The following is a 20,589-nucleotide window of genomic DNA, read 5'->3' on the forward strand; positions in this document are numbered from 1 at the left end:
TTTCCCATTTGCCCCGCATACCTGATCTTGCCTCAGGTACGTCATCAACCGCAGGAATGGCACCATGCTCCACGTGTTTGGTCACAAGAATCCCGACAGCGACAGTATCTGTACCGCTCTGGTTGCCGCCGACTGGCTCAATCGTCAGGGTCGGCCGGCTCAGGCCTACGCCCTCGGTGAGCCCATTGCGGAAACCCGATTCATTCTGGAAACCGCCGGCGTTGCTGCCCCGCCTCTGCTGCAGGGCAGCGTGGCCAACAAGGAGGTGTTCCTGGTGGATTTCAGCGAGCTGGAGCAGGGCCCAGAAGGGCTGGCCGAGGCGGACGTGCAGGGCCTCATCGATCACCATCGCATCGGTACCCTCATCACCCGGGGCCCGCTCGATGCCTGGATCCGGGCCGTCGGGTGCAGCGCCACCGTGCTGCTGGAGCTGATGGGCTATGACACCCTCTCCCGCGCCCAGGCTCGCCTGCTGCTGGGGGCCATCATCAGCGATACCTTCAGCCTCACCTCACCCACCACCACGGCCCGCGACCGCGCCGCCGTCCATGCCCTGCTGCCGCTGGCCGATCTGGCGCTGGAGCCTTTTGCCCAGACCCTGCTGGAACGGCGCACCCAGCTCGGTGACGCCCCCATGACCGAGCTGCTTGCCGCCGATGAGAAGGCCTACCAGATCGCCGGCTACCAGCTCTATGTCAGCCAGATCTGCGTGATGGATCCCGCCCAGCTGCACAGCCGCCAGGCCGAGCTGGAACAAGCCATGCAAGCGCGGCTGATGCAGGACGAGCTGGATGCCTATGTGTTGATGCTGACCGACCTGGCCAAGGGGGGCAGCCAGCTCTACTTCGCCAGCAACGGCATTCTGCCCGAGCAGCCAACGCATCTGGTTGGTGCCGTCAGCCGCAAGAAGGAGGGGCTGCCCTGGCTGACCCGCTATCTCTCCGGCGAGCAGGTCTGACCCCAGGCGGCGGGCCGGCCTCTGCCGGCTCGCCGCCCACTCCTCTTTTCAGCCCCCTCAATATCTGCCTCACCGGCCCATTCACGGCGCTTCCCGGCCAGACGACTCATGCTTTGCTCACACTTTCACCGCCTCGTATCCCATTTTCCCGCCAAAACCCGGTTTTCCTTCATTTTCCATTCAACTCAGTCTGTTATGATGATGTAAACGAACATGGCCTGGCGATGCATCACCGACACGAGGTGACGCCTGCCGCACAGAGAGCCAGGTTCGTGCTATGCGACACATAGCGGGCACACAGTGGTATGGGACAGGCCGTTTGTCCCGGGTGACCCGCGCCATGCCAAGGGAGAACTGCTTATGACCTCAACCAATATTGTGCTGTTGCTGGAAGGCAAGGATTACGAGCAGGAGACGCTGGCCAAAGCGAGTCAATTGGCACAAGCCATGGGGGGCGAGCTGACCCTGTTGCACCTGACCCACAGCAGCAAGATGCGCCGCAAGAGCCTGTCGCTGTCGGAAGAGGAGCGCAGCGCCCAAGGCACGCTGGATGCCAAGGCCATCATCAGCGAACTCATCACCACCCTGCAGCACCCGGTGGATTATCAGTGTCTGGTGGTCGATGACGTGGTGCCCGACCTGAAACGCTGGCTGGCCGCCAACCCGACCGATCTGCTGCTGGTCGGCAGCCGCCACCACTGGATGGAAGGCTCCCTGGCCCGCCTGCTCATCTACAAGCTGCCGATCGACATCCAGATCTGCCACGAGCCCTACAGCGAGCAGCTCAAAGCCGTCGGTTGATGACCGGGGTGCCCACCCGCGAGGTGGGCACCCTGTTGCCAGCTCCCTTTCGGGGTCCTTTTTACCCCGCCATCCCCTGCTTGTCCTCCTCATAGCCCCGGCCTAATGACAAGGCTATCTACATGTTTCCTTACATATTCATCGCTGTTTTTTAAGCCTCGTTTGCTGCAGGATATTGCCCTTGCACGCCTTCGTTCGCTTCTTTCAGGTGAAACATGAACATAACTCCCCAGCAGAGAAAAATTGCCCTGCTCGCCCTCGTCCTCTTGCTCGCCATCGGCTGGCTGATCTGGCCGAGCAAGACGCCCGAGCCGGTGCTGACCGCCCAGGTGACCCGTCAGGATGTGGAGCAGACCGTGCTGGCCAGCGGGGTACTGCAGGCCATCGAGCAGGTGGACGTCGGTGCCCAGGTCTCCGGCCAGGTCACCTATCTCGCGGTGGAAGCGGGCCAGAAGGTCAAGCAGGGGGATTTGCTGGCCGAGATCGACCCGCTGATCGCCCAGAACAACCTCAAGACCGCCGAGGCGGATCTCGCCAGCCGCCGCGCCCAGCTCAAGATCAAGCAGGCCCAGCTCAAGCAGAACGAGCTGAGCTGGCGCCGTCAGCAGCAGATGTTCAGGCAGGAGGCAAGCTCGCGCGCCGATCTGGAGAGCGCCGAAGCCCTCCTGGCCGTGACCAGGGCCGAGCTGCAAAGCGCCCAGGCCGAGGTCGAGAATGCCCAGATCAAGGTGGAGAGAACCAAGACCGAGCTCGGCTACAACCGCATTCAGGCCCCCATGGATGGCACCGTCGTCAGCATTGTGACCCGTCAGGGCCAGACTCTGGCCGCCAGCCAGACGGTGCCGACCCTGCTCAAGCTCGCCAATCTGGAGACCATGACGGTCAAGGCGCAGATCTCGGAAGCGGACGTCACCCGGGTCAAGGCCGGCATGCCGGTCTACTTCACCCTGATGGGAGACCCGGATACCCGCTACCACGGCACCCTGCGCACCGTCGAGCTGGCCCCCACCAACATCAACGAACAGGCCACCAGCACCACGGCCACCAGCAACGCCGCCGTCTACTACTACGCCCTGTTCGACGTGCCAAACCCGGATCACACCCTGCGGGTCGCCATGACCACCCAGGTCACCATAGTGCTCGGCGAGCGCAAGCAGGTGCTGACGATTCCGCAGACCGCCCTTGGCAAGAAGCTCGGGGAAAACGAGTACGAGGTCACCCTGCTCAAGGAGGACGATCAGAAGGAGACCCGCCGCATCAAGACCGGCATGAAGGACGACATCAAGATCGAAGTGGTTAGCGGCCTGAGCGAACAGGAGAAGGTCACCCTGGGCCAGGGCAAGCCAGCCAGCAACAATGACGTGGAGATCATGCTGTGAGCGAGCCGCTGATCCAGCTCAAGGGGATCGAGCGCCGCTACCAGAGCGGGGAGCAGGAAGTGACCGTGCTCCATCCGCTCGACCTCACCATCGAGGCGGGGGAAATGATCGCCATCGTCGGTGCCTCCGGCTCCGGCAAGTCGACCCTGATGAACCTGCTGGGCTGCCTCGATCGGCCGAGCAGTGGCCAGTACCTGTTCCGTGGCCAGGATACCGCGACCCTGGATGCCCTCTCCCTCGCCCGGCTGCGCTGCCACCACTTCGGCTTCATCTTTCAGCGCTACCACCTGCTGCCGCACCTCAATGCCGCCGCCAACGTGGAGATCCCGGCCGTCTACGCCGGTACGCCACGGGCCGAGCGCCAGGCCCGCTCACAGGCGCTGCTCACCCGGCTGGGGCTCAGCGAGCGCAGCCATCATACCCCGAGCCAGCTCTCCGGCGGCCAGCAGCAGCGGGTCAGTATCGCCCGGGCGCTGGCCAATGGCGGCGAGGTGATCCTGGCGGACGAACCGACCGGGGCCCTCGACAGCCAGAGCGGCAAGGAGGTGATGGCCATTCTCAAGGAGCTCCACGCCCAGGGCCACACCATCATTCTGGTGACCCACGACATGGAGGTGGCCAGCCACGCCGACCGGATCATCACCCTGAAAGATGGCCGGGTGCAGGAGGACAACGGTCGCAAGCCGGCGGCCGTCCCCGTGACCCCGACCGCCGCCCCTGCCGGCAAGGAAGGAGCTGGCCACGACTGGGATCGCTACCGGGAAGCGGCGCGCATGGCGCTGCACGCCATGCTGGCCCACCGCATGCGCACCTTCCTCACCATGCTTGGCATCATCATCGGCATCGCCGCCGTGGTGAGCGTGGTAGCGCTCGGTCAGGGGGCGCGCGCCAAGGTGATCGATCAGATCAACGCCATGGGCACCAACACCATCGACATCTTCCCCGGCAAGGATTGGGGAGACGAGAAGGCGGCCAGCATCCAGACCCTCAACAAGCGGGATCTCGATGCCCTGCTCGGTCAGCCCTATCTGGAAGGGGCCAGTCCCCAGATAGCCGCCCCCGGCCAGCTGCGTTATCGCAACAAGACCAGCAGCGGCAGCATAGTGGGGGTCGGCAACGACTTCTTCCGGGTCAAGGGGATGAAGCTCACCAACGGCCGGTTGTTCGACGAGCGTGACATCCAGAACCGGGCGGCGGTGGCGGTGGTGGACGGCAAGACCATCGAGAGCCTGCTCGGCAAGCAGGATCCCGTCGGTCAGGTGGTGCTGGTCGGCACCCTGCCGGTGCGCATCATCGGCGTGGTGGAAGAGGAGACCGGATTTGGCCGCAGCAGCCAGTCGGTGAACGTCTGGCTGCCCTACAGCGCCGTGATGAGCCGTCTCATCTCCCAGAACCACTTCAGCCAGCTCACCATCCGGGTCAAGGACGGGGTGCAACCGGCGCTGGCCGAACAGGCCGCCATCGAGCTGCTGACCCAGCGCCATGGGGTGAAGGACTTCTTCACCTTCAGCAGCGACAGCATCATCAAGTCGGTGGAGAAGACCACCGCCACCATGACGCTGCTGGTCTCCGCCATCGCGGTGATCTCCCTCATCGTCGGCGGCGTCGGGGTGATGAACATCATGCTGGTGTCGGTGGTGGAGCGTACCCGCGAGATTGGCATTCGCATCGCGGTCGGCGCCCGCCAGTCGGACATACTGCAGCAGTTTCTGATCGAGGCGGTGATGGTGAGCCTGCTGGGCGGCATGCTCGGTGTCGGCGTCTCCCTCTTCATCGGCCTGCTCTTCTCCCTGTTCGTGGAGAGCATCCAGATGCATTTTTCGCTCTTTTCCATCCTGATGGCGTTTGGCTGTTCCTCGCTCATCGGGATCCTGTTTGGCTATCTGCCCGCCCGCAATGCCGCCCGGCTCGATCCGGTCGAGGCGCTGGCGAGGGAATGACGATGTACCACTTATCCAAACTGGGGCTCTGCCTCACCCTGGCGCTCGGTCTCAGTGCCTGCAGCCAGCAGAGCAGCTATCAGCGGCAAGAGCTGGCGCTGGCCGATCACTGGCAACAGCCGGACGACGGCCTCACCCGGCAGCAGGCCGGCCTCTGGTGGCAAGGCTTCCACGACCCCGAGCTGGATCGGCTGATCGAGGCCGTGCTGGCCGCCAACCCGGACATGCAGGTAGCCGGCCTGCGCCTGCGCAGTGCCCTGCTCGGCGCCGATCTGGCCGACACCAACCTGACCCCCTCGGTCAATGCCGGCATCAGCGGCAATGGCACCAAGGATCTGAAGAGCGGCAAGGCCAGCGGCAGCATGGGCCCCTCCCTGACCCTCGACTACGAGGTGGATCTGTGGGGCCGGCTCGCCTCGGTGCGGGATCAGGCGAGCTGGGAAGCCGAGGCCTCCGCCCAGGATCTGGCGGCCACCCGCCTGATGCTGATCGGCAAGGCGCTGGAGCAGTACTGGCAGCTGGCCTATCTCGGCTCGGCCATCACCCTCGGCCAGCAGCAGCTCGCCAACTATGAGCGCGCCGAGCAGCTGACCCAGGCCAAGTACCGGGCCGGCGCCGTGACCCGGCTCGACCTAGTGCAGGCCAGCCAGCAGAAAGCCGGCAAGCAGGCGGAGCTCAGCTCGCTCCTGATGCAGCAGGAGCAGGCCCGCAATGCCCTGCGGCTGTTGCTCGGTCGCAGCAGCGGCTCGCTGGCGTTCGAACCCAAGGCGCTGCCGACGGCCCCCATCCCCACGCTGGCAGTCGGCATTCCGGCCGATGTGCTGGCGCGGCGCCCCGACGTGCGCGCCGCCGAGCTGCGCCTGCGCAAGACCCTGGCGAAGGGGGACGAGATCCGCACCGGTTTCTACCCCACCCTGAGCCTGACCGGTGGGGCCAGCAGCAGCTCGGACACCCTGACCCAGGTGCTGCAAAACCCGGTGGGTACCCTGGGTGCCACGCTGGCGCTGCCCTTCCTCGAATACAACAAGACCCGGCTCGCCATCGCGGGCTCCCAGCTCGATTACCAGATAGCCGAAGCGGAGTTTCGCAAGCAGCTCTACAGCGCGCTGGTGGAGGTGGAAGATGGTCTGGCCGCCCGCCACCACGGCGAGCAGCGCCTGAACTACCTGGCCGAGCAGCTGGCGTTTGCCAAGGAGGCGGAGCGGCTGGCCAGAGCCCGCTACCAGGCTGGCGCCACCGGGGTACAACCCTGGCTGGATGAGCAGAACCGGTTGTGGGATGCCGAGCTCGCCCTGCTCGGCCAGCAGAAGGAGCAGCTCAACACCATGGCCAGGATCTACAAGGCACTGGGGGGGAGCGATCGCAGCTGACCAGCCTTGCCTCATGCCCTCGCACCACGCGAGGGCATGAGGCATCTCCCTTATTTCTCCCGTTATGTGCCTTGTCCCCTCGGCCAGGGTCTGACTGCTGGCACACAAACCAATTGATAATAATTTTCATTTAATGAAAAATGGGCGCCATTATCAGTCAGGAGTATGCCCATGTCCCAGTCCGTCCCGGTCAATCGTCCCCGTCTGCTCACGGTCAAGCACATTCAGGATGTGAGCCCGCACCTGCGCCGGATCTGCCTGACCAGCCCGGAGCTCGCTGACTACCCCTTCACCTGTGGCGGCGCCCATATCAAGATCATGCTGCCCCAGCCGGGCCAGGCCCATGCCGTACTGCCCACCCCCACCCCGCAGGGGCCGCGCTGGGAAGATCCGAGCCAGCGCCCCATCATGCGCACCTTCACCATTCGCGCATTTCGCCGCGAGGCGCTGGAGCTGGATATCGACTTCGCCCTGCACGGCGATGGCGGCCCCGCCAGCCGCTTTGCCAACGAGGTCAAGCCAGGCGACCTGCTGGCCATCTCGGGCCCCGGTGGTCCGGACCCCATGCTGCAGCCTGCCAGCCACTACTACATGGTGGGGGATCTCACCGCACTGCCTGCCATCAGCGCCATGGCCGAGGTGATGCCCGCCGATGCCCGCGGCCACATCGCCCTGCTGGTGCCCTATCAGGAAGATGTGCAGGATCTGTCGCTGCCCGCCGGGGTAACCCTGCGCTGGTTTGTCGGTTCCCCCGAAGAGACGGCGCCGCTGGTGGAGTACTTCACCGCCCTGCCGCTGGAGGAGCAACAGAGCTACTTCTGGTTCGGCGGGGAAGAGGGATTGGTGGTCCCCATGCGCCGCCACGTACGGCGCACACTCGAGGTGGATCGCACCCGGGTCTACGCCGTGCCCTACTGGCGCCACGGCAAGGATGAAGAGGCCTATCACCATGCGCGTCACGACGTGATGGACAGCTGAATCAGCTGATTTTGTCCTGAAATATCAAGCTCATGGTCTACCGGCCATGGGCTTGATTGCCATTGGTGCAATGCCACCCGCCTGTTCTCCCCCCCCCATTCTGGTATGCCACTCGGTTGTGCTTGCATTTGTGGCCGACAACAAGATAATGATAATCACTCTCAACAATAACAGGTGATGACGCCCCATTGCAGCTCCCTCGTCCGGGTCCCGGTGTGGAGTGCACGTCATTCACTCCATTTGCACAGCAAGGTAATCCAGATGGCAGTCTTGAACTCGGTAATGCGCGCCTTCGCGGTGGAGGCTCTCCCCACTCCTGCCGACCTGTTGGCACTTCACCCCTGTCCCGCCGATCTGGCAACCGGGATCGATCAGCACCGTCAGCAGGTTCGCCAGATCCTGAGCGGGGAAGACGATCGCCTGCTGGTGGTCATCGGTCCCTGCTCCATTCACGATCCCCTCGCCGCCCTCGATTACGCCCGGCGGCTGGCAGTGCTGGCCCACGACTATCGGGATCGGCTGCAGATAGTGATGCGCACCTATTTCGAGAAGCCCCGCACCACGGTGGGCTGGAAGGGGTTGGTGTTCGATCCCCATCTGGATGGCAGCAACGACATAGGCCATGGCCTGCTGCTGGCACGACAGCTGCTGCTCGACATCAACCAGCTGGGGCTGGCCACCGCCACCGAGTTTCTCGATACCACCTGCTTCCTCTACCTGGCCGATCTCATCAGCTGGGGGGCGATCGGTGCCCGGACCACGGAGTCACAGGTGCACCGGCAGCTGGCCTCGGCCTTGCCCTGCCCCATCGGTTTCAAGAACGGTACCGATGGCAACATCCGGGTGGCCATCGATGCCATTCAAGCCAGTGAAGCCTCCCACCTGTTTACCGCTCCCGGCAGCCAGGGCGGCATGGTGGTGATCAAGAGTGAGGGCAACCCGGCCGGCCACATCATCTTGCGCGGCGGCACCCGCCCCAATTATCACCAGAGCGACGTGGAAGAGGCGGCCGAGCGACTGGCACGGCAGGGGCTCACGCCCCGGTTGATGGTGGATTGCAGCCACGGCAACAGCCAGAAGTTGCACAAGAACCAGATCCGGGTGGCAGGAGAGCTCTGCCGCCAGCTGGGGGAAGGCAGCGACGCCATCGCCGCCGTCATGGTCGAGAGCTTCCTGCAGGGAGGCAGCCAGAAACCGGCGCCGCTGGCCGAGCTGGTGTATGGCCAGTCGGTCACCGATGCTTGCCTGTGCTGGGACGATACCCAGGCCCTGCTCGCCATGCTGGCAGAGGCCGTCGAGACACGGCGCCAGCACCCTGGTCGGGCACAACCGGACATCGCCCGCTGGCATGCCCAGCTGGCCAGTTGAGCTACCATCAGCAATAAGGCTTCCGCAACGGGAGCCTTATTATTTTGCCGATATTCCCACCCTGTCGATTGCTCGGGTCTACCGATTAAATGACCAGCTCACTCTTTTTCCATGCAAAGTACGCTGACATTCGGATCCGGCTGGAATTAATAATAAGTTGGCTCAGGTATTACCCACTGCAGGCCGCAAACCAGCAGTCTCCCCCGGTCAGGGCGGATAACCACGCGGTAAAATCCGGCAGGTTATGGAGCAAAAAAGAGACACGCCTTGCGACTGGCTTAATGCGTTTCCCATTGCCACATCGTCAGCCAGCTAATACCTGACGGGCTATATGAGTCCAGATATGGCTGACATTCCGATGATCACGATGACAACAAAAGCGTGCACAGGAAGCCATCGGTACGACCATATCCAATTAATCATTCCATCATGGGGCGACCAATTGACGTGCAGAGTGCCGGTCTGAATGCGACACAACAAGGTCGTATCAGGGGAGTTGGGGAATTGACAGAAGATATTTTTGGTGAGCACAAATAATAATGCCGCCTCATGGGCGGCATCATTCATGACTGATCCCGTGGATCAGATCAGGAAATCATTCAGATCCTTGCCCAGTGCCACTTGTTCGGCAATGGCTTTCGGCATGCGGCCCTGACCGGTCCAGGTTTTCTCCTGGCCATCTTCCTGGTACTTGTACTTGGCAGGACGCGGGGCGCGCTTGCTCTTGGTCGCACCAGCAGCGGCAGCCGGGGCGGCGGCGCTGTTCAGCAGCTCACGGGGGTCGATACCGGCCTGCTGCAGCATTTCAGTGAACTCGCTCAGCTTGCGCTGACGCTCTTCCTGTTCGGCACGCTCTTGTTCAACAGACTCGGCACGCTCGTTATATACCAGCTCGAACTTTTCTTTTGCTTCTTGCAGCTGTTCAAACGGCAATTCACGGATGGCAGCGCGCAGGCTGCGAATGTTCAGCAGAACTTTCAGAAACTCGTTCATTACTTCCTCACAGAATTATTTTTGTTTGTCACAGGGATAACACAGCTTGAGAATAGCACGGCTGTTTGATGACAACATAATGATTTTATAGCCACTGTCACTTTCTTAACAAAAAAGTGCGGCTGAATATACCGCTGACTTTATTCAGCCATTCCCCATTACGTCACACCAGCTCATCTTTTGCCATGCAATTCCCTATACCGGGTATGGCAAATAGCGCAGATGTGCCCCGTTATATTTTCCATCACAGTTGCGACCGCTATTTTACAATTGGCCACGGCTGTTAAAACCTGAGTCACCCACATGAGACTCAAGGTAGACGATTGACACTATATATTACCGGCAGCATCCGCTCGTTACTGCCGGCAATGCAGCTCTGCAACCATGATCTGATCATTCGCAGGGCGCTGGCGCCCTATTCCAGGATCAACCGCCGCCAGGGGCCGGTGATCTCGCAGTGGCCGGTTTCTGCCGTATTCTGCCACCCCAGTCGATGATAAAAGGCCAGCGCCGCCGTGTTGTGGGTCGCCACCTTGAGCGAGGCGGGCTTTTGAAAAGAGGCCAACCCGTGACTCAGCAGGGCCCGCCCCATCCCCTGCCCATGCCAGTCGGCCGAGACATACAGGTGATGAACGAAGCTTTCATCTCCCCAGATGGAGACAAACCCGCAAGGCGCTCCCCCCTGCTCGGCTACCCAGATCTGCTCACCCCGGGTCTGCTCGTCAAAATCTTCCAGCCGAAAATGCGCGGGATCGACCCAGTGAAACGTCTGCCGCCGCCCTTTGAGAAACAGCTGCGCCAACTGGGGAATATCCGTCTCTTGCATGACTCTGATCATCAAAGCGTCCTTGTCATTGTGACTGCCTGACCCCACTCTCAATGGAACACAGGCACCATGTCAAATCGCACGGGCATAATAGTCTCCCGGCGATGGCAGGGGTGTGACACACCTCTGTCCATTTCATGAACCATGGGACTATACTGCCTGAGTCCCATGTATGGATGGTTTGAGGCTCGCTGATTTATGGATAACAAGCAGATAGAAGGCAACATCTTTGTTCCGGCCCATATCGACGATGTCTGGCGCGCCTGGACAACCGAGAGTGGCCTGCGCAGTTTTCTGGCGCCGGAGTGCCTGATGGTGCCCGAACCGAATGGTCCCTTCGAAATCTATTTCAGACCCGATGCCCCGCTGGGTGAACGTGGCAGCGAAGGTTGCCGGGTGATGGCCGTCATGCCCCACGACCTGCTCAGCTTCAGCTGGAATTTCCCGCCCTCCCTGCCCCACATCCGCCTGCAGAAGACTCAGGTCAGCCTGCGGTTCGTGCCGGAAGGCCAGGGCACCCGGCTCTACTTCCTGCAAACCGGCTGGGCCAACGACCCGGACTGGGATCAGGGCTACGCCTATTTTCGCGAAGAGTGGCTGGAAACCAGCCTGCCCCGCCTGCAATACCGCTTCACCCACGGCCCCATCGACTGGAACAACCCGCCGGACAAGCAGCAACTGAAATCCCTGGCTCAATAAGAGCCCATATAAAGAAGAACACCGCCAGCTGGCGGTGTTTCTTTTTTCATGGAGATCAGACTCGGCGCACGCTGACTTATACCCCCAGCCGGTCGCGCAAGGTATACCAAGCGGCGCCGGCGGCGGTGAAGGGGATCCGGAACAGGCGGCCACCGGGGAAGGGATAGTGCGGCAGTTTGGCGAAGGCATCGAAGCGCTCCGCCTGACCGCTCAGCACCTCGGAGAGCAGCTTGCCCGCCAGATGGGTGCAGGTAACACCGTGGCCGCTATAACCCTGCATGTAGTAGATGTTGGGGCCGATGCGACCAAACTGCGGCAGGCGCGACAGGGTGAGCAGGAAGTTGCCGGTCCAGGTGTACTCCACCTTGACGTCCGCCAACTGGGGGAAGGTTTTCAGCATCTTGGGGATGATCAGCCGCTCGATGTCCGCCGGATCTCGCGCCCCATAAACCACGCCACCGCCATAGATCAGCCGGTGATCACCGGAGGTACGGTAGTAGTCGAGCAGATAGTTGCAATCTTCCAGGCAGTAGTTTTGCGGCAGCAGCGAGCGGGCCCGCTCCTCTCCCAGCACCTCGGTGGCGATCACCTGGGTGCCGCAGGGCATGCTCTTGCCGGCGAGCTCGGGCACCAGATTGCCGAGGTAGGCGTTGCCGGCCACCACCACGAAGCGCGCCTTTACCGCCCCCTTGGCGGTCTTGACCAGCGCAGGCGTGCCCGGGGTGATGCTGGTGACGGCGGACTGCTCAAAGATCTTGCCACCCTGCAAGCGGATAGCCTCCGCCTCCCCCAACGCCAGGTTGAGGGGGTGGATGTGGCCGCCGCTCTTGTCGAGCAGGGCGCCGACGTAGCGATCGCTCGCCACCACCTCGCGCACGCCGTCGGCATCGAGCAGCTCCAGCTTGTCGTTGCCCCACTTCTCCCAGCGCGCCTTCTGCGCCTTGAGCTCGTGCAGCTGCTTCTCGGTCTCGGCGGCGAACACCCCGCCCTCCTGCAGATCACACTGGATGTTGTAGCGTTTGATCCGCTCACGGATGATCTGGCCCCCCTCAAACAGCATGGAACCGAGCAGCCTGGCCTGATCCGGCGGGCAGTTCGCTTCTATGGTGTCGATGTCGCGGCTGTAGGAGTTGACGATCTGGCCGCCGTTGCGACCGCTGGCGCCAAAACCCACCCGGGCCGCCTCCAGCACCACCACCGAATAGCCCTTTTCCACCAGGTGCAGCGCGCTGGAGAGGCCGGTATACCCCGCCCCGATGACGCAGACGTCGCACTCCAGCTGTTCCGTCAACGTCGGATAGGGCGCGTGTTTATTGGCACTGGCTGCGTAGTAACTGTTTACATGTTCGGTCATGATCCCTGTTTCCTTACCGGTTCTTTTCCCAAACGAGACGATGTCTCGGCACTAGAAGTTGGCCGGGGTGTGAGCGCTGACGATGCGACACACCTGCCCCGACGGATTGCTGAAACTGTGGGGCTCGCCCGTGTCGATCACGTAGCTGTCCCCGGCGCTGAGCGGATAGGCCTGGCCCGCCACCGTCAGGATCACAGATCCCTCCAGCACGGTGCCCACTTCCTCCCCCAGATGGGTGACCTGGCCGCCGGTGTCAGTACCGGGGGCGTAGGTCTCCAGCATGAAACCGAGCTGGCGGCGGTTGTTGCCGTTGTGTACCAGCTTCATGGAGACCCCCTGGCTGCCCAGCTCGATCAGCTGCTCGGCCTTGATCACCACGCTCGGCGTACCGCCCTCCTCTTCCGCGAAAAAACGCGACAGCGGCAGTTCATAGACACTGAGCAGCTTTTGCAAAGAGGCCACCGAGGGGCTCACCTTGTCCTGCTCTATCATGCAGATGGCGCCATGGGTCAGCCCGCTCAGCTCGGCGACCCGCCGCTGGGAGAGCCCGAGCCGGCGGCGGGTCGCCGCCAGACGCTCACCCATGCTCTGCGCCACCCCTTTGCCCGTCATGGGGTTGTCGGTCATGGACTGCCAGCGCGTCTCGCCCTGTGATTGCTGCATTCGGCCACCTCCCTGTGTGCCTGTAAGGTGCCAGCTGGGCACCCGGTTAAAATAGCGAGTCAACCTGACCGGCCTGTTTGTTATCCTGCACAGCACATGCCGTTCATTATTTTGCACACCCTGCACCGCAAAAACCGGTAAAATCGCTCCAACAGCTCCATTTCTAGCACGCGAGACACAGTTTACTCAAATATATTTAACACTTGAAAAACATTTCAGCTCAATTTATGGTCTTCCTGTGCTTATTATTCTATACGGTGGCGGCACAGGATGAGCCGGCCCCCTGACCCACAATCGAGGCTTGCTATCTATGTCAGCATCACAACCCGCACTCTCCCTGATCAAATCCCTTGCCTATATAGATGGCCGCTGGTGTGAAGCCGGCGGCGGACGCCGGTTCGAGGTGCACAACCCGGCCACCGGTCAGGTCATTACCCAGGTGCCCGACATGGACGAGGGTGACACCCGCCGCGCCATCGCCGCCGCCCACGCGGCCCAGCCCGGCTGGGCCGCGCTCACCGCCAAGGAGCGCAGCAACCGGCTCTACGCCTGGTTCGAGCTCATCATGGCCAACCAGGAGGAGCTGGCCCGCATCATGACCTGCGAGCAGGGCAAGCCGCTGGCCGAGGCCAAGGGGGAAGTGGCCTACGGCGCCAGCTTCATCCAGTGGTTCGCGGAAGAGGGCAAACGCGCCTACGGCCGCACCATTCCGGGCTTCTCCAGCGATCGCCGGCTGGCCACCATCAAGCAGCCGGTGGGGGTGGTCGCCGCCATCACTCCCTGGAACTTCCCCATCGCCATGATCACCCGCAAGGCGGGCCCGGCGCTGGCAGCCGGTTGCACCATCGTCATCAAGCCGGCCGCCGAGACCCCGCTCTGTGCCTTGGCGCTGGCGGCACTGGCGGAGCAGGCAGGCATCCCGGCCGGAGTCATCAACATCGTCACAAGCCATCAGGCCGCAGCGGTGGGCAACGAGCTGTGCAACAACAAGACGGTGCGCAAGCTCTCCTTCACCGGCTCCACCCGCATCGGCAAGCTGTTGATGCGCCAGTGCGCCGACACCATGAAGAAGCTGTCGCTGGAGCTGGGTGGCAACGCCCCCTTCATCGTGTTTGACGACGCCGACCTCGACGCCGCCGTTGCCGGCGCACTCGCCTCCAAATACCGCAACGCCGGCCAGACCTGTGTCTGTGCCAACCGCATCCTGGTGCAAGCCGGCATCTACGACGCCTTCGCCGAGAAGCTCACCGCCGCAGTCAAAGCCTTCAAGGTGGGCGACGGCATGAGCGAGGGCACCCAGATAGGCCCGCTCATCAACCCGGCCGCCGCCAGCAAGGTGGCCGAGCTGGTCAAACAGGCCACCGCCGCCGGCGCCGAGCTGCTGCTCGGGGGCGAAGCCCATCCCGCCGGCCCGCTCTTCTACCAGCCCACCATTCTGGGCAAGGTCGATAAAGCCAACCCCATCCTGCAGGAGGAGATCTTCGGCCCGGTGGCGCCGCTGGTGCGCTTCGAGACCGAAGCCGAGGCCATCGCCCTGGCCAACGACACCCCATATGGCCTCGCCGCCTACTTCTATGGCCGCGACATCGCCCGCGTCTGGCGGGTGGCCGAGCAGCTTGAATACGGCATGGTCGGCATCAACGAGGGGATCATCTCGACCGAATTGGCCCCCTTTGGCGGCATCAAGGAGTCAGGCCTCGGTCGTGAAGGGGCGGCCGAGGGGCTGGAGGAGTACCTCGAGACCAAATACCTCTGCTTCGGCGGCATCCGCTAGTCAGTCACATCTTGCGCCGGCGGCCGGGCCTGCAACAGGGGCCCGCCACCCGCCAGCGCAGCCATATCAGTTCACAAGGACGAAGTGAGTGCTCCCAAGGGGGCCTCGCCACATTGAGACAGGGGCCCCCGGCCCCTCAGGGAGGAAAGATGAGTCAGTCAGCATCAAACAAGGCGTGGCAAGCGCGCCGTGAAGCGGCCGTGGTCAACGGTGTCGGCACCCTGCTGCCGGTGTTTATCGAGCGGGCGCAAAATGCCGAGCTATGGGATGTGGAGGGCAACCGCTACATCGATTTTGCTTCCGGCATCGCCGTGCTCAACACCGGCCACAACCACCCGAAAGTGGTGGCCGCGGTGCGCGCACAGCTGGAAAAATTCAGCCACACCTGCTTCCAGGTCACCCCCTACCCCGGCTATATCGAGCTGGCAGAAAAGTTGAATGCCCTGGTGCCCGGCCCCACCCCGAAGCGCACCCTGTTTCTCTCCACCGGCGCCGAGGCGGTGGAGAACGCCATCAAGATCGCCCGTGCCCACACCGGTCGCAGCGGCACCATCGCCTTCAAGGGGGGCTTTCACGGCCGCACCATGATGGGGATGGCGCTCACCGGCAAGGTGGTGCCCTACAAGACCGGCTTCGGCCCCTTCCCGGGAGAGGTCTATCACCTGCCCTTCCCGAGCGACTACCTGGGGGTGAGCGAGGCCGATGCGCTGGCCGCGCTGGATCTCTGCTTCAGCTCGGATATCGAACCGACCCGGGTGGCCGCCATCATCATCGAACCGGTGCAGGGTGAAGGGGGCTTCTACCCCGCCTCCGCCAGCTTCATGCAGCGCCTGCGCCAGCTGTGCGATCTGCACGGCATCCTGCTCATCTGCGACGAGATCCAGAGCGGTTTCTGTCGCACCGGCAAGACCTTCGCCACCGAATATGCCGGTATCGAGCCGGACATCATGACCCTGGCCAAGAGCCTGGCCGGCGGCTTCCCGCTCTCCGCCGTGGTGGGCAAGGCGGAGGTGATGAACGCCGCCAAACCGGGTGGTCTGGGCGGTACCTATGCCGGCTCCCCCATCGCCTGCGCCGCTGCCCTGGCGGTGCTGGAGGTGATCGAAGAGGAGCAGCTCAACCAACGTGCCAACGCTCAGGGCGAGCAGATCAAGGCCCGCCTGCAGCAGCTGGCGGAGCGTTTTGACTGCATCGGCGACATCCGCGGCCCCGGCGCCATGGTGGCCATGGAGCTGGTCAAGCAGCGCGATGCGGCCAGACCGGATGCCGACCTCACCAAGCGGCTGGTGGCCGAGGCGGGCAAGCGTGGGCTGGTGCTGCTGGCCTGCGGCGTGCGCGCCAACGTCATCCGCTTCCTGGCGCCGCTGACGGCCTCTCCGGCCCTCATCGACGAGGGGCTGGATCTGCTCGAGCAGGCCCTGCTGGCAGCCCAGGGCTGATCAGAACCGCAACATCCGCTCATCAGTGCAAAAAAATGCGTTTTTGCCCCCTTGATATGCTTGTCAAGGGGGCAACACGAATGCACAATGCGCCGCCGCAACAAAGGACCGACCACTTGCTGAGTCAGGTTCTTTTTTTACGGCAAACAAATCCACAACGAGGCCGGAACCGACCGGAAATGATAGCGAGATGGGTTGCCATCTCACGACACCCGCTTCTCTAGTGAGGAACACCATGGGGTATTTCACTGCTTTCCTGCCGGCCCACGCCGGTCTGCGCCGCCTCTCTGGCGCCCCCTATGCCCAGGTTGATACCGTCAGCCTGATCCCTTCGGCCCGGATTGAGGGGAAAGCACAATGAATGCCCAACCCGTCGGCCTGAAAAAAAGCCTCAAACTGTGGCACGTGGTCATCATGGGGCTGGCTTACCTGACCCCCATGGCCGTGTTTGACACCTTCGGCATCGTCACCGAGATCACCGAAGGCCATGTGCCCACCGCCTACCTGTTCGCCCTCATCGGCATGCTGTTCACCGCCATGAGCTACGGCCACCTGGTACGCAAGTTTCCCTCGGCAGGCTCGGCCTATACCTATGCCCAGAAGGTGTTTCACCCTTACGTGGGTTTCATGGTGGGCTGGGTCTCCCTGCTCGACTACATGTTCATGCCGATGATCAACATGTTGCTGGCCAAGATCTACATGGAGGCCCTGTTCCCGAGCGTGGAACCCTGGACCTACATTCTCGGTCTGGCCACCGTCATGACCCTGCTCAACCTGCGCGGCATCAAGCTGGTGGCCAACTTCAACAGCCTGATCGTCATCATGCAGTTCAGCATCATCGCCGTCTTCATCGGCCTCATCGCCTGGGGTGTCTACCATGGCGAGGGGCTCGGCACGGTGGCGAGCAGCCGTCCCTTCTTCTCCGAGCACATGAATGTGGCCCCTCTGCTCACCGGCGCCTCCATTCTCTGCTTGTCGTTCCTCGGCTTTGACGCCATCACCACATTGAGCGAAGAGACCCCGGACGCCTCCCGCGTGATCCCCCGCGCCATCGTGCTGACGGCGCTGATCGGCGGCGTGCTGTTCATCTCCGTCTCCTACTTCCTGCAACTGTTCTTCCCGGACATCTCCCGCTTCCAGCAACCGGATGCGGTGCTGCCAGAGATCGCCCTCTATGTGGGCGGCAAGCTGTTCCAGGCGGTGGTACTGGTCTGCACCACTGTGGCGGTGCTGGCCTCCGGGCTCGCCTCCCACGCCGGCGTGTCGCGCCTGCTCTACGTGATGGGGCGGGATCGCGCCCTGCCGAGCCGCTTCTTCGCCTACGTTCACCCGACCTGGCAGACCCCGGCCCTGAACGTGCTGCTGGTGGGGGTACTGGCCCTCTCGGCGGTGTCGTTCGACCTGGAGATGGCGCTGGCGCTGATCAACTTCGGTGCTCTGGTGGCCTTCACCTTCGTCAACCTGGCGGTGATCGCCCACTTCTACGTCAAGCTCGGTCACAACAAGACGCTGCGGGACCATCTGGTGTTCCTGCTGCTGCCCCTGTGCGGGGCCGCCTGCATCGGCGTGCTCTGGCTCAACCTGGAGCCGGCCTCCTTCGAACTGGGGCTGATTTGGGCCGCACTCGGCGCCCTCTATCTGCTGCTGCGGCTCACCGTGTTCCGGGTCCAGCTGCGCCGGCCCGAAACCGACGCCTCCTGAGCCTCCTTTGCGTTCACTGCGCCCGCCCTCTGCGGGCGCTTTTTTTACCCCTGTCAGCCCTGCGCAACAGCCATTTTCGCGCGTGACCTGCGTCGCTGCAGCCCCCGTCAACACTGGCTGCCAGCCCGGAGCCACAGCCCGACCTGACCCAGGTCAACAAAATCCCCCGACCGGGGCTTTTTTGCTTGTGTCCTCCCCCCCCTGAGGGCACAATACGCCGCCCCTGAGAGCCGATGTTTTTTGCAGCATCGGTTCTTCGTTTTTTAGGGGAAAACCACATTCACCAAGAGGCCGGACTTTGTACCGGAATTGATATCGAGATTGCCAGGCAATCTCCCGACGTTGTGAGGAAAAACATGGGGCATTTCACTGCTTTCCTGCCGGTGCCCGCCGGCGTACGCCACCCGTCTGTGCCGCAGACCGGCGTCCCCTGTGTCCAGCGACGCGCTGCGTCCCTGATCCCGTCCCCCTTCGCCGACCTGGCGATCGCAGAGGAGAAAGCGTGATGGCCGGTGCCAAGCTGCTCAAGACGCTCACCCTCTTCCAGGTAGTGGTGATGGGTCTGGCTTACCTCACACCCATGGCGGTATTCGATACCTTTGCCATCGTCGGTGACATTACCGAAGGCCGCGTCGCCACCGCCTATCTGCTGGCGCTCGGCGGCATCCTGCTGACCGCCTTCAGCTACGGCCATCTGGTGCGCCGCTTCCCCTCGGCGGGCTCGGCTTATACCTATGCCCAGAAGGTGTTCAACCCCTACATCGGTTTCATGGTCGGCTGGTCCTCCCTGCTCGACTATATGTTCATGCCGATGATCAACATCCTGCTGGCCAAGATCTACCTGACCGCCATGTTCCCCGGCGTCGAGCCCTGGATCTTCATCTTCGGTCTGGTGACCGTGATGACCTTCCTCAACCTGCGCGGCATCAACCTGGTGGCCAACTTCAACGGCGTCATCGTCTTCATCCAGCTCGCCATCATCACCGTCTTCCTCGGCCTGATGGGCTGGGGCATCTATCACGGTGAAGGGGCGGCGACCCTGCTGAGCAGCCGGCCGTTCCACTTCGAGTCGGCCGGCATGGTGCCGCTGTTTACCGGCGCCACCATCCTCTGCTTCTCGTTCCTGGGCTTCGACGGCTTGAGCTCGCTCTCCGAAGAGACCCCCAACGCCGGCAAGGTGATCCCGCGCGCCATCGTGCTGACCGCGCTGATCGGCGGCATCATCTTCGTGGCCGTCTCCTACTTCCTGCAGCTCTACTTCCCGGATCTGGCCCGCTTCAAGGAGCCGGACGCCGTGCTGCCGGAGATCGCCCTCTACGTCGGCGGCACCCTGTTCCAGAGCGTGGTGCTGGTGTGCACCACGGTCGCGGTGCTGGCCTCCGGCATGGCCGCCCACGCCGGCGTGTCGCGCATCCTCTACGTGATGGGGCGCGATCGCATGATCCCGGAGCGGGTGTTCGGCTACATCCACCCGAAATTCCGCACCCCGGCCATCAACGTGCTGATGGTGGGTGCCCTGGCGCTCTCCGCGGTGTCGTTCGATCTGGACATGGCGCTGGCGCTGGTGAACTTCGGTGCCCTGGTGGCCTTCACCTTCGTCAACCTGTCGGTCATCGGCCAGTTCTGGGTGCGCGAGAAGCGCAACAAGAGCCTCAAGGAGCACCTGCTGTTCCTGGTGCTGCCGCTGCTGGGCGCCGCCACCATAGGCGCGCTCTGGATCAACCTGGAGCAGAGCTCGCTGGAGCTGGGCCTGATCTGGGCCGGCCTTGGTGTCACCTACCTGTTTCTGCGCCTCGCGGTGTTCCGCATCCCCTTCCGTCAGTACGAAGAGGCGGCCGACACCCAGTAAGGACGACGAGCAGACGCACAAATGCAGAAGGGGAGCCATGGCTCCCCTTCTTGCTGTGCACGCCGCGCTCGCGGCCCCGCCCAAAGCGGGCAGGCAGATCAGCCCTGATTGATCACCGCAGTGGCGGCCGCCTTGAGCGGATCCTTGGCCACCGCCTTCACATCCTGCTGGGTCTGCTTGAGCTGCTGACCGGCCTGATTGACCTTCTGCTGGGTCCCCTGCAGCTGGCTCTTGCCCTCTTTGAGGCCAGCAGTTTTCTGGTCCAGCATGTCCGTGGTGTTCTTCTTCACCTCGGCCTTGGCCTTCTCTTTCTGCTGGCGCACCAGCTTGTCGGTATCGCAGTTGCCCTTGACCCCCAGGGTCGCGTTGAGCGCCTCGTTCTTCACCGCCTTGTCGAGGTTGCACTCGGATTTGAACACGCTCGCCTGCGCACCGGCAGACAACAGACCCAGGGACAGGGACAGACACAGCACCCATGCACGCATAACAACATCACT

Annotated in this window: 19 protein-coding genes; 14 read left to right on the plus strand and 5 right to left on the minus strand. The window is 62.9% G+C overall.

The genetic code is table 11. From position 1 onward, the window contains the following. Window positions 1–64: 64 nt before the first annotated feature. The 7 genes from PG881_RS12630 (at window position 65) to PG881_RS12660 (ending at window position 8,794) form a co-directional block, all read left to right on the plus strand. Window positions 65–958 carry a DHHA2 domain-containing protein gene (locus PG881_RS12630; RefSeq protein WP_266140915.1) on the plus strand — a complete coding sequence of 298 codons (894 nt, stop codon included), beginning with the start codon at window positions 65–67 and terminating at the stop codon, window positions 956–958. Between the two features lie 360 nt (window positions 959–1,318). Continuing rightward, a complete protein-coding gene (locus PG881_RS12635; RefSeq protein WP_011706786.1) occupies window positions 1,319–1,759 on the plus strand; it encodes a universal stress protein in 441 nt (146 codons plus the stop codon). A 215-nt stretch (window positions 1,760–1,974) separates the two neighbouring features. Further along, complete coding sequence (gene macA / locus PG881_RS12640) at window positions 1,975–3,138, plus strand: macrolide transporter subunit MacA (RefSeq protein ID WP_029304088.1); 1,164 nt, start codon at window positions 1,975–1,977, stop codon at window positions 3,136–3,138. After that, window positions 3,135–5,078, plus strand: coding sequence for a MacB family efflux pump subunit (locus PG881_RS12645; RefSeq protein ID WP_270800372.1), 1,944 nt, complete (start codon window positions 3,135–3,137; stop codon window positions 5,076–5,078). Before macA ends, PG881_RS12645 begins: the two co-directional genes overlap by 4 nt. Further along, window positions 5,075–6,448, plus strand: coding sequence for an efflux transporter outer membrane subunit (locus tag PG881_RS12650; RefSeq protein WP_270800375.1), 1,374 nt, complete (start codon window positions 5,075–5,077; stop codon window positions 6,446–6,448). The genes PG881_RS12645 and PG881_RS12650 overlap by 4 nt, the downstream gene beginning before the upstream one ends. A gap of 171 nt (window positions 6,449–6,619) precedes the next feature. Continuing rightward, window positions 6,620–7,426, plus strand: coding sequence for a siderophore-interacting protein (locus PG881_RS12655; protein ID WP_024945089.1), 807 nt, complete (start codon window positions 6,620–6,622; stop codon window positions 7,424–7,426). 261 nt (window positions 7,427–7,687) lie between these two features. Beyond that, window positions 7,688–8,794 (plus strand): 3-deoxy-7-phosphoheptulonate synthase, encoded by a 1,107-nt coding sequence (locus tag PG881_RS12660; protein WP_270800377.1) that lies wholly within the window; start codon window positions 7,688–7,690, stop codon window positions 8,792–8,794. 582 nt (window positions 8,795–9,376) lie between these two features. Here PG881_RS12660 and PG881_RS12665 read toward each other — a convergent pair. After that, window positions 9,377–9,787 carry an H-NS family histone-like protein gene (locus PG881_RS12665; RefSeq protein WP_017410727.1) on the minus strand — a complete coding sequence of 137 codons (411 nt, stop codon included), beginning with the start codon at window positions 9,785–9,787 and terminating at the stop codon, window positions 9,377–9,379. Between the two features lie 415 nt (window positions 9,788–10,202). After that, window positions 10,203–10,625: a GNAT family N-acetyltransferase gene (locus PG881_RS12670; RefSeq protein WP_016351475.1), complete on the minus strand. Its 423-nt coding sequence runs from the start codon at window positions 10,623–10,625 to the stop codon at window positions 10,203–10,205. A gap of 186 nt (window positions 10,626–10,811) precedes the next feature. On the opposite strand from PG881_RS12670, the gene PG881_RS12675 reads away from it, so the two are divergent. Beyond that, entirely contained in the window at window positions 10,812–11,312 is a 501-nt protein-coding gene (locus tag PG881_RS12675) for an SRPBCC family protein (RefSeq protein ID WP_011706794.1), read from the plus strand. A 76-nt stretch (window positions 11,313–11,388) separates the two neighbouring features. Here the strand turns inward: PG881_RS12675 and PG881_RS12680 are convergent, their stop codons facing one another. Both PG881_RS12680 and puuR read right to left on the minus strand, forming a co-directional pair. Then, window positions 11,389–12,666: an NAD(P)/FAD-dependent oxidoreductase gene (locus PG881_RS12680; RefSeq protein ID WP_076360154.1), complete on the minus strand. Its 1,278-nt coding sequence runs from the start codon at window positions 12,664–12,666 to the stop codon at window positions 11,389–11,391. A 51-nt stretch (window positions 12,667–12,717) separates the two neighbouring features. Then, complete coding sequence (puuR, locus tag PG881_RS12685; RefSeq protein ID WP_076360156.1) at window positions 12,718–13,329, minus strand: HTH-type transcriptional regulator PuuR; 612 nt, start codon at window positions 13,327–13,329, stop codon at window positions 12,718–12,720. Window positions 13,330–13,639: 310 nt separating this feature from the next. On the opposite strand from puuR, the gene PG881_RS12690 reads away from it, so the two are divergent. From PG881_RS12690 to PG881_RS12715, 6 genes are all read left to right on the plus strand, one after another. Beyond that, window positions 13,640–15,103: an NAD-dependent succinate-semialdehyde dehydrogenase gene (locus PG881_RS12690; protein ID WP_194759023.1), complete on the plus strand. Its 1,464-nt coding sequence runs from the start codon at window positions 13,640–13,642 to the stop codon at window positions 15,101–15,103. A gap of 149 nt (window positions 15,104–15,252) precedes the next feature. Next, complete coding sequence (gene gabT, locus PG881_RS12695) at window positions 15,253–16,542, plus strand: 4-aminobutyrate--2-oxoglutarate transaminase (RefSeq protein WP_270800385.1); 1,290 nt, start codon at window positions 15,253–15,255, stop codon at window positions 16,540–16,542. A gap of 235 nt (window positions 16,543–16,777) precedes the next feature. Beyond that, window positions 16,778–16,903, plus strand: coding sequence for a hypothetical protein (locus PG881_RS12700; protein ID WP_257622350.1), 126 nt, complete (start codon window positions 16,778–16,780; stop codon window positions 16,901–16,903). Next, the gene (locus PG881_RS12705; protein WP_011706801.1) at window positions 16,900–18,243 is read left to right on the plus strand and encodes an APC family permease; all 1,344 of its coding nucleotides are present in this window, start codon (window positions 16,900–16,902) and stop codon (window positions 18,241–18,243) included. Before PG881_RS12700 ends, PG881_RS12705 begins: the two co-directional genes overlap by 4 nt. 356 nt (window positions 18,244–18,599) lie before the next feature. Then, on the plus strand, window positions 18,600–18,749 hold the full coding sequence (locus PG881_RS12710; RefSeq protein ID WP_162837661.1) for a hypothetical protein: 150 nt from the start codon (window positions 18,600–18,602) through the stop codon (window positions 18,747–18,749). Beyond that, window positions 18,749–20,092 carry an APC family permease gene (locus PG881_RS12715; protein WP_011706802.1) on the plus strand — a complete coding sequence of 448 codons (1,344 nt, stop codon included), beginning with the start codon at window positions 18,749–18,751 and terminating at the stop codon, window positions 20,090–20,092. Before PG881_RS12710 ends, PG881_RS12715 begins: the two co-directional genes overlap by 1 nt. A 98-nt stretch (window positions 20,093–20,190) precedes the next feature. Here PG881_RS12715 and PG881_RS12720 read toward each other — a convergent pair whose 3' ends face one another. Further along, entirely contained in the window at window positions 20,191–20,577 is a 387-nt protein-coding gene (locus PG881_RS12720) for a hypothetical protein (protein ID WP_270800387.1), read from the minus strand. Between the last annotated feature and the right edge of the window lie 12 nt (window positions 20,578–20,589).

The organism is Aeromonas sp. QDB54 (assembly GCF_027707385.1).
GTDB classification, from domain to species: Bacteria; Pseudomonadota; Gammaproteobacteria; order Enterobacterales; family Aeromonadaceae; genus Aeromonas; species Aeromonas hydrophila.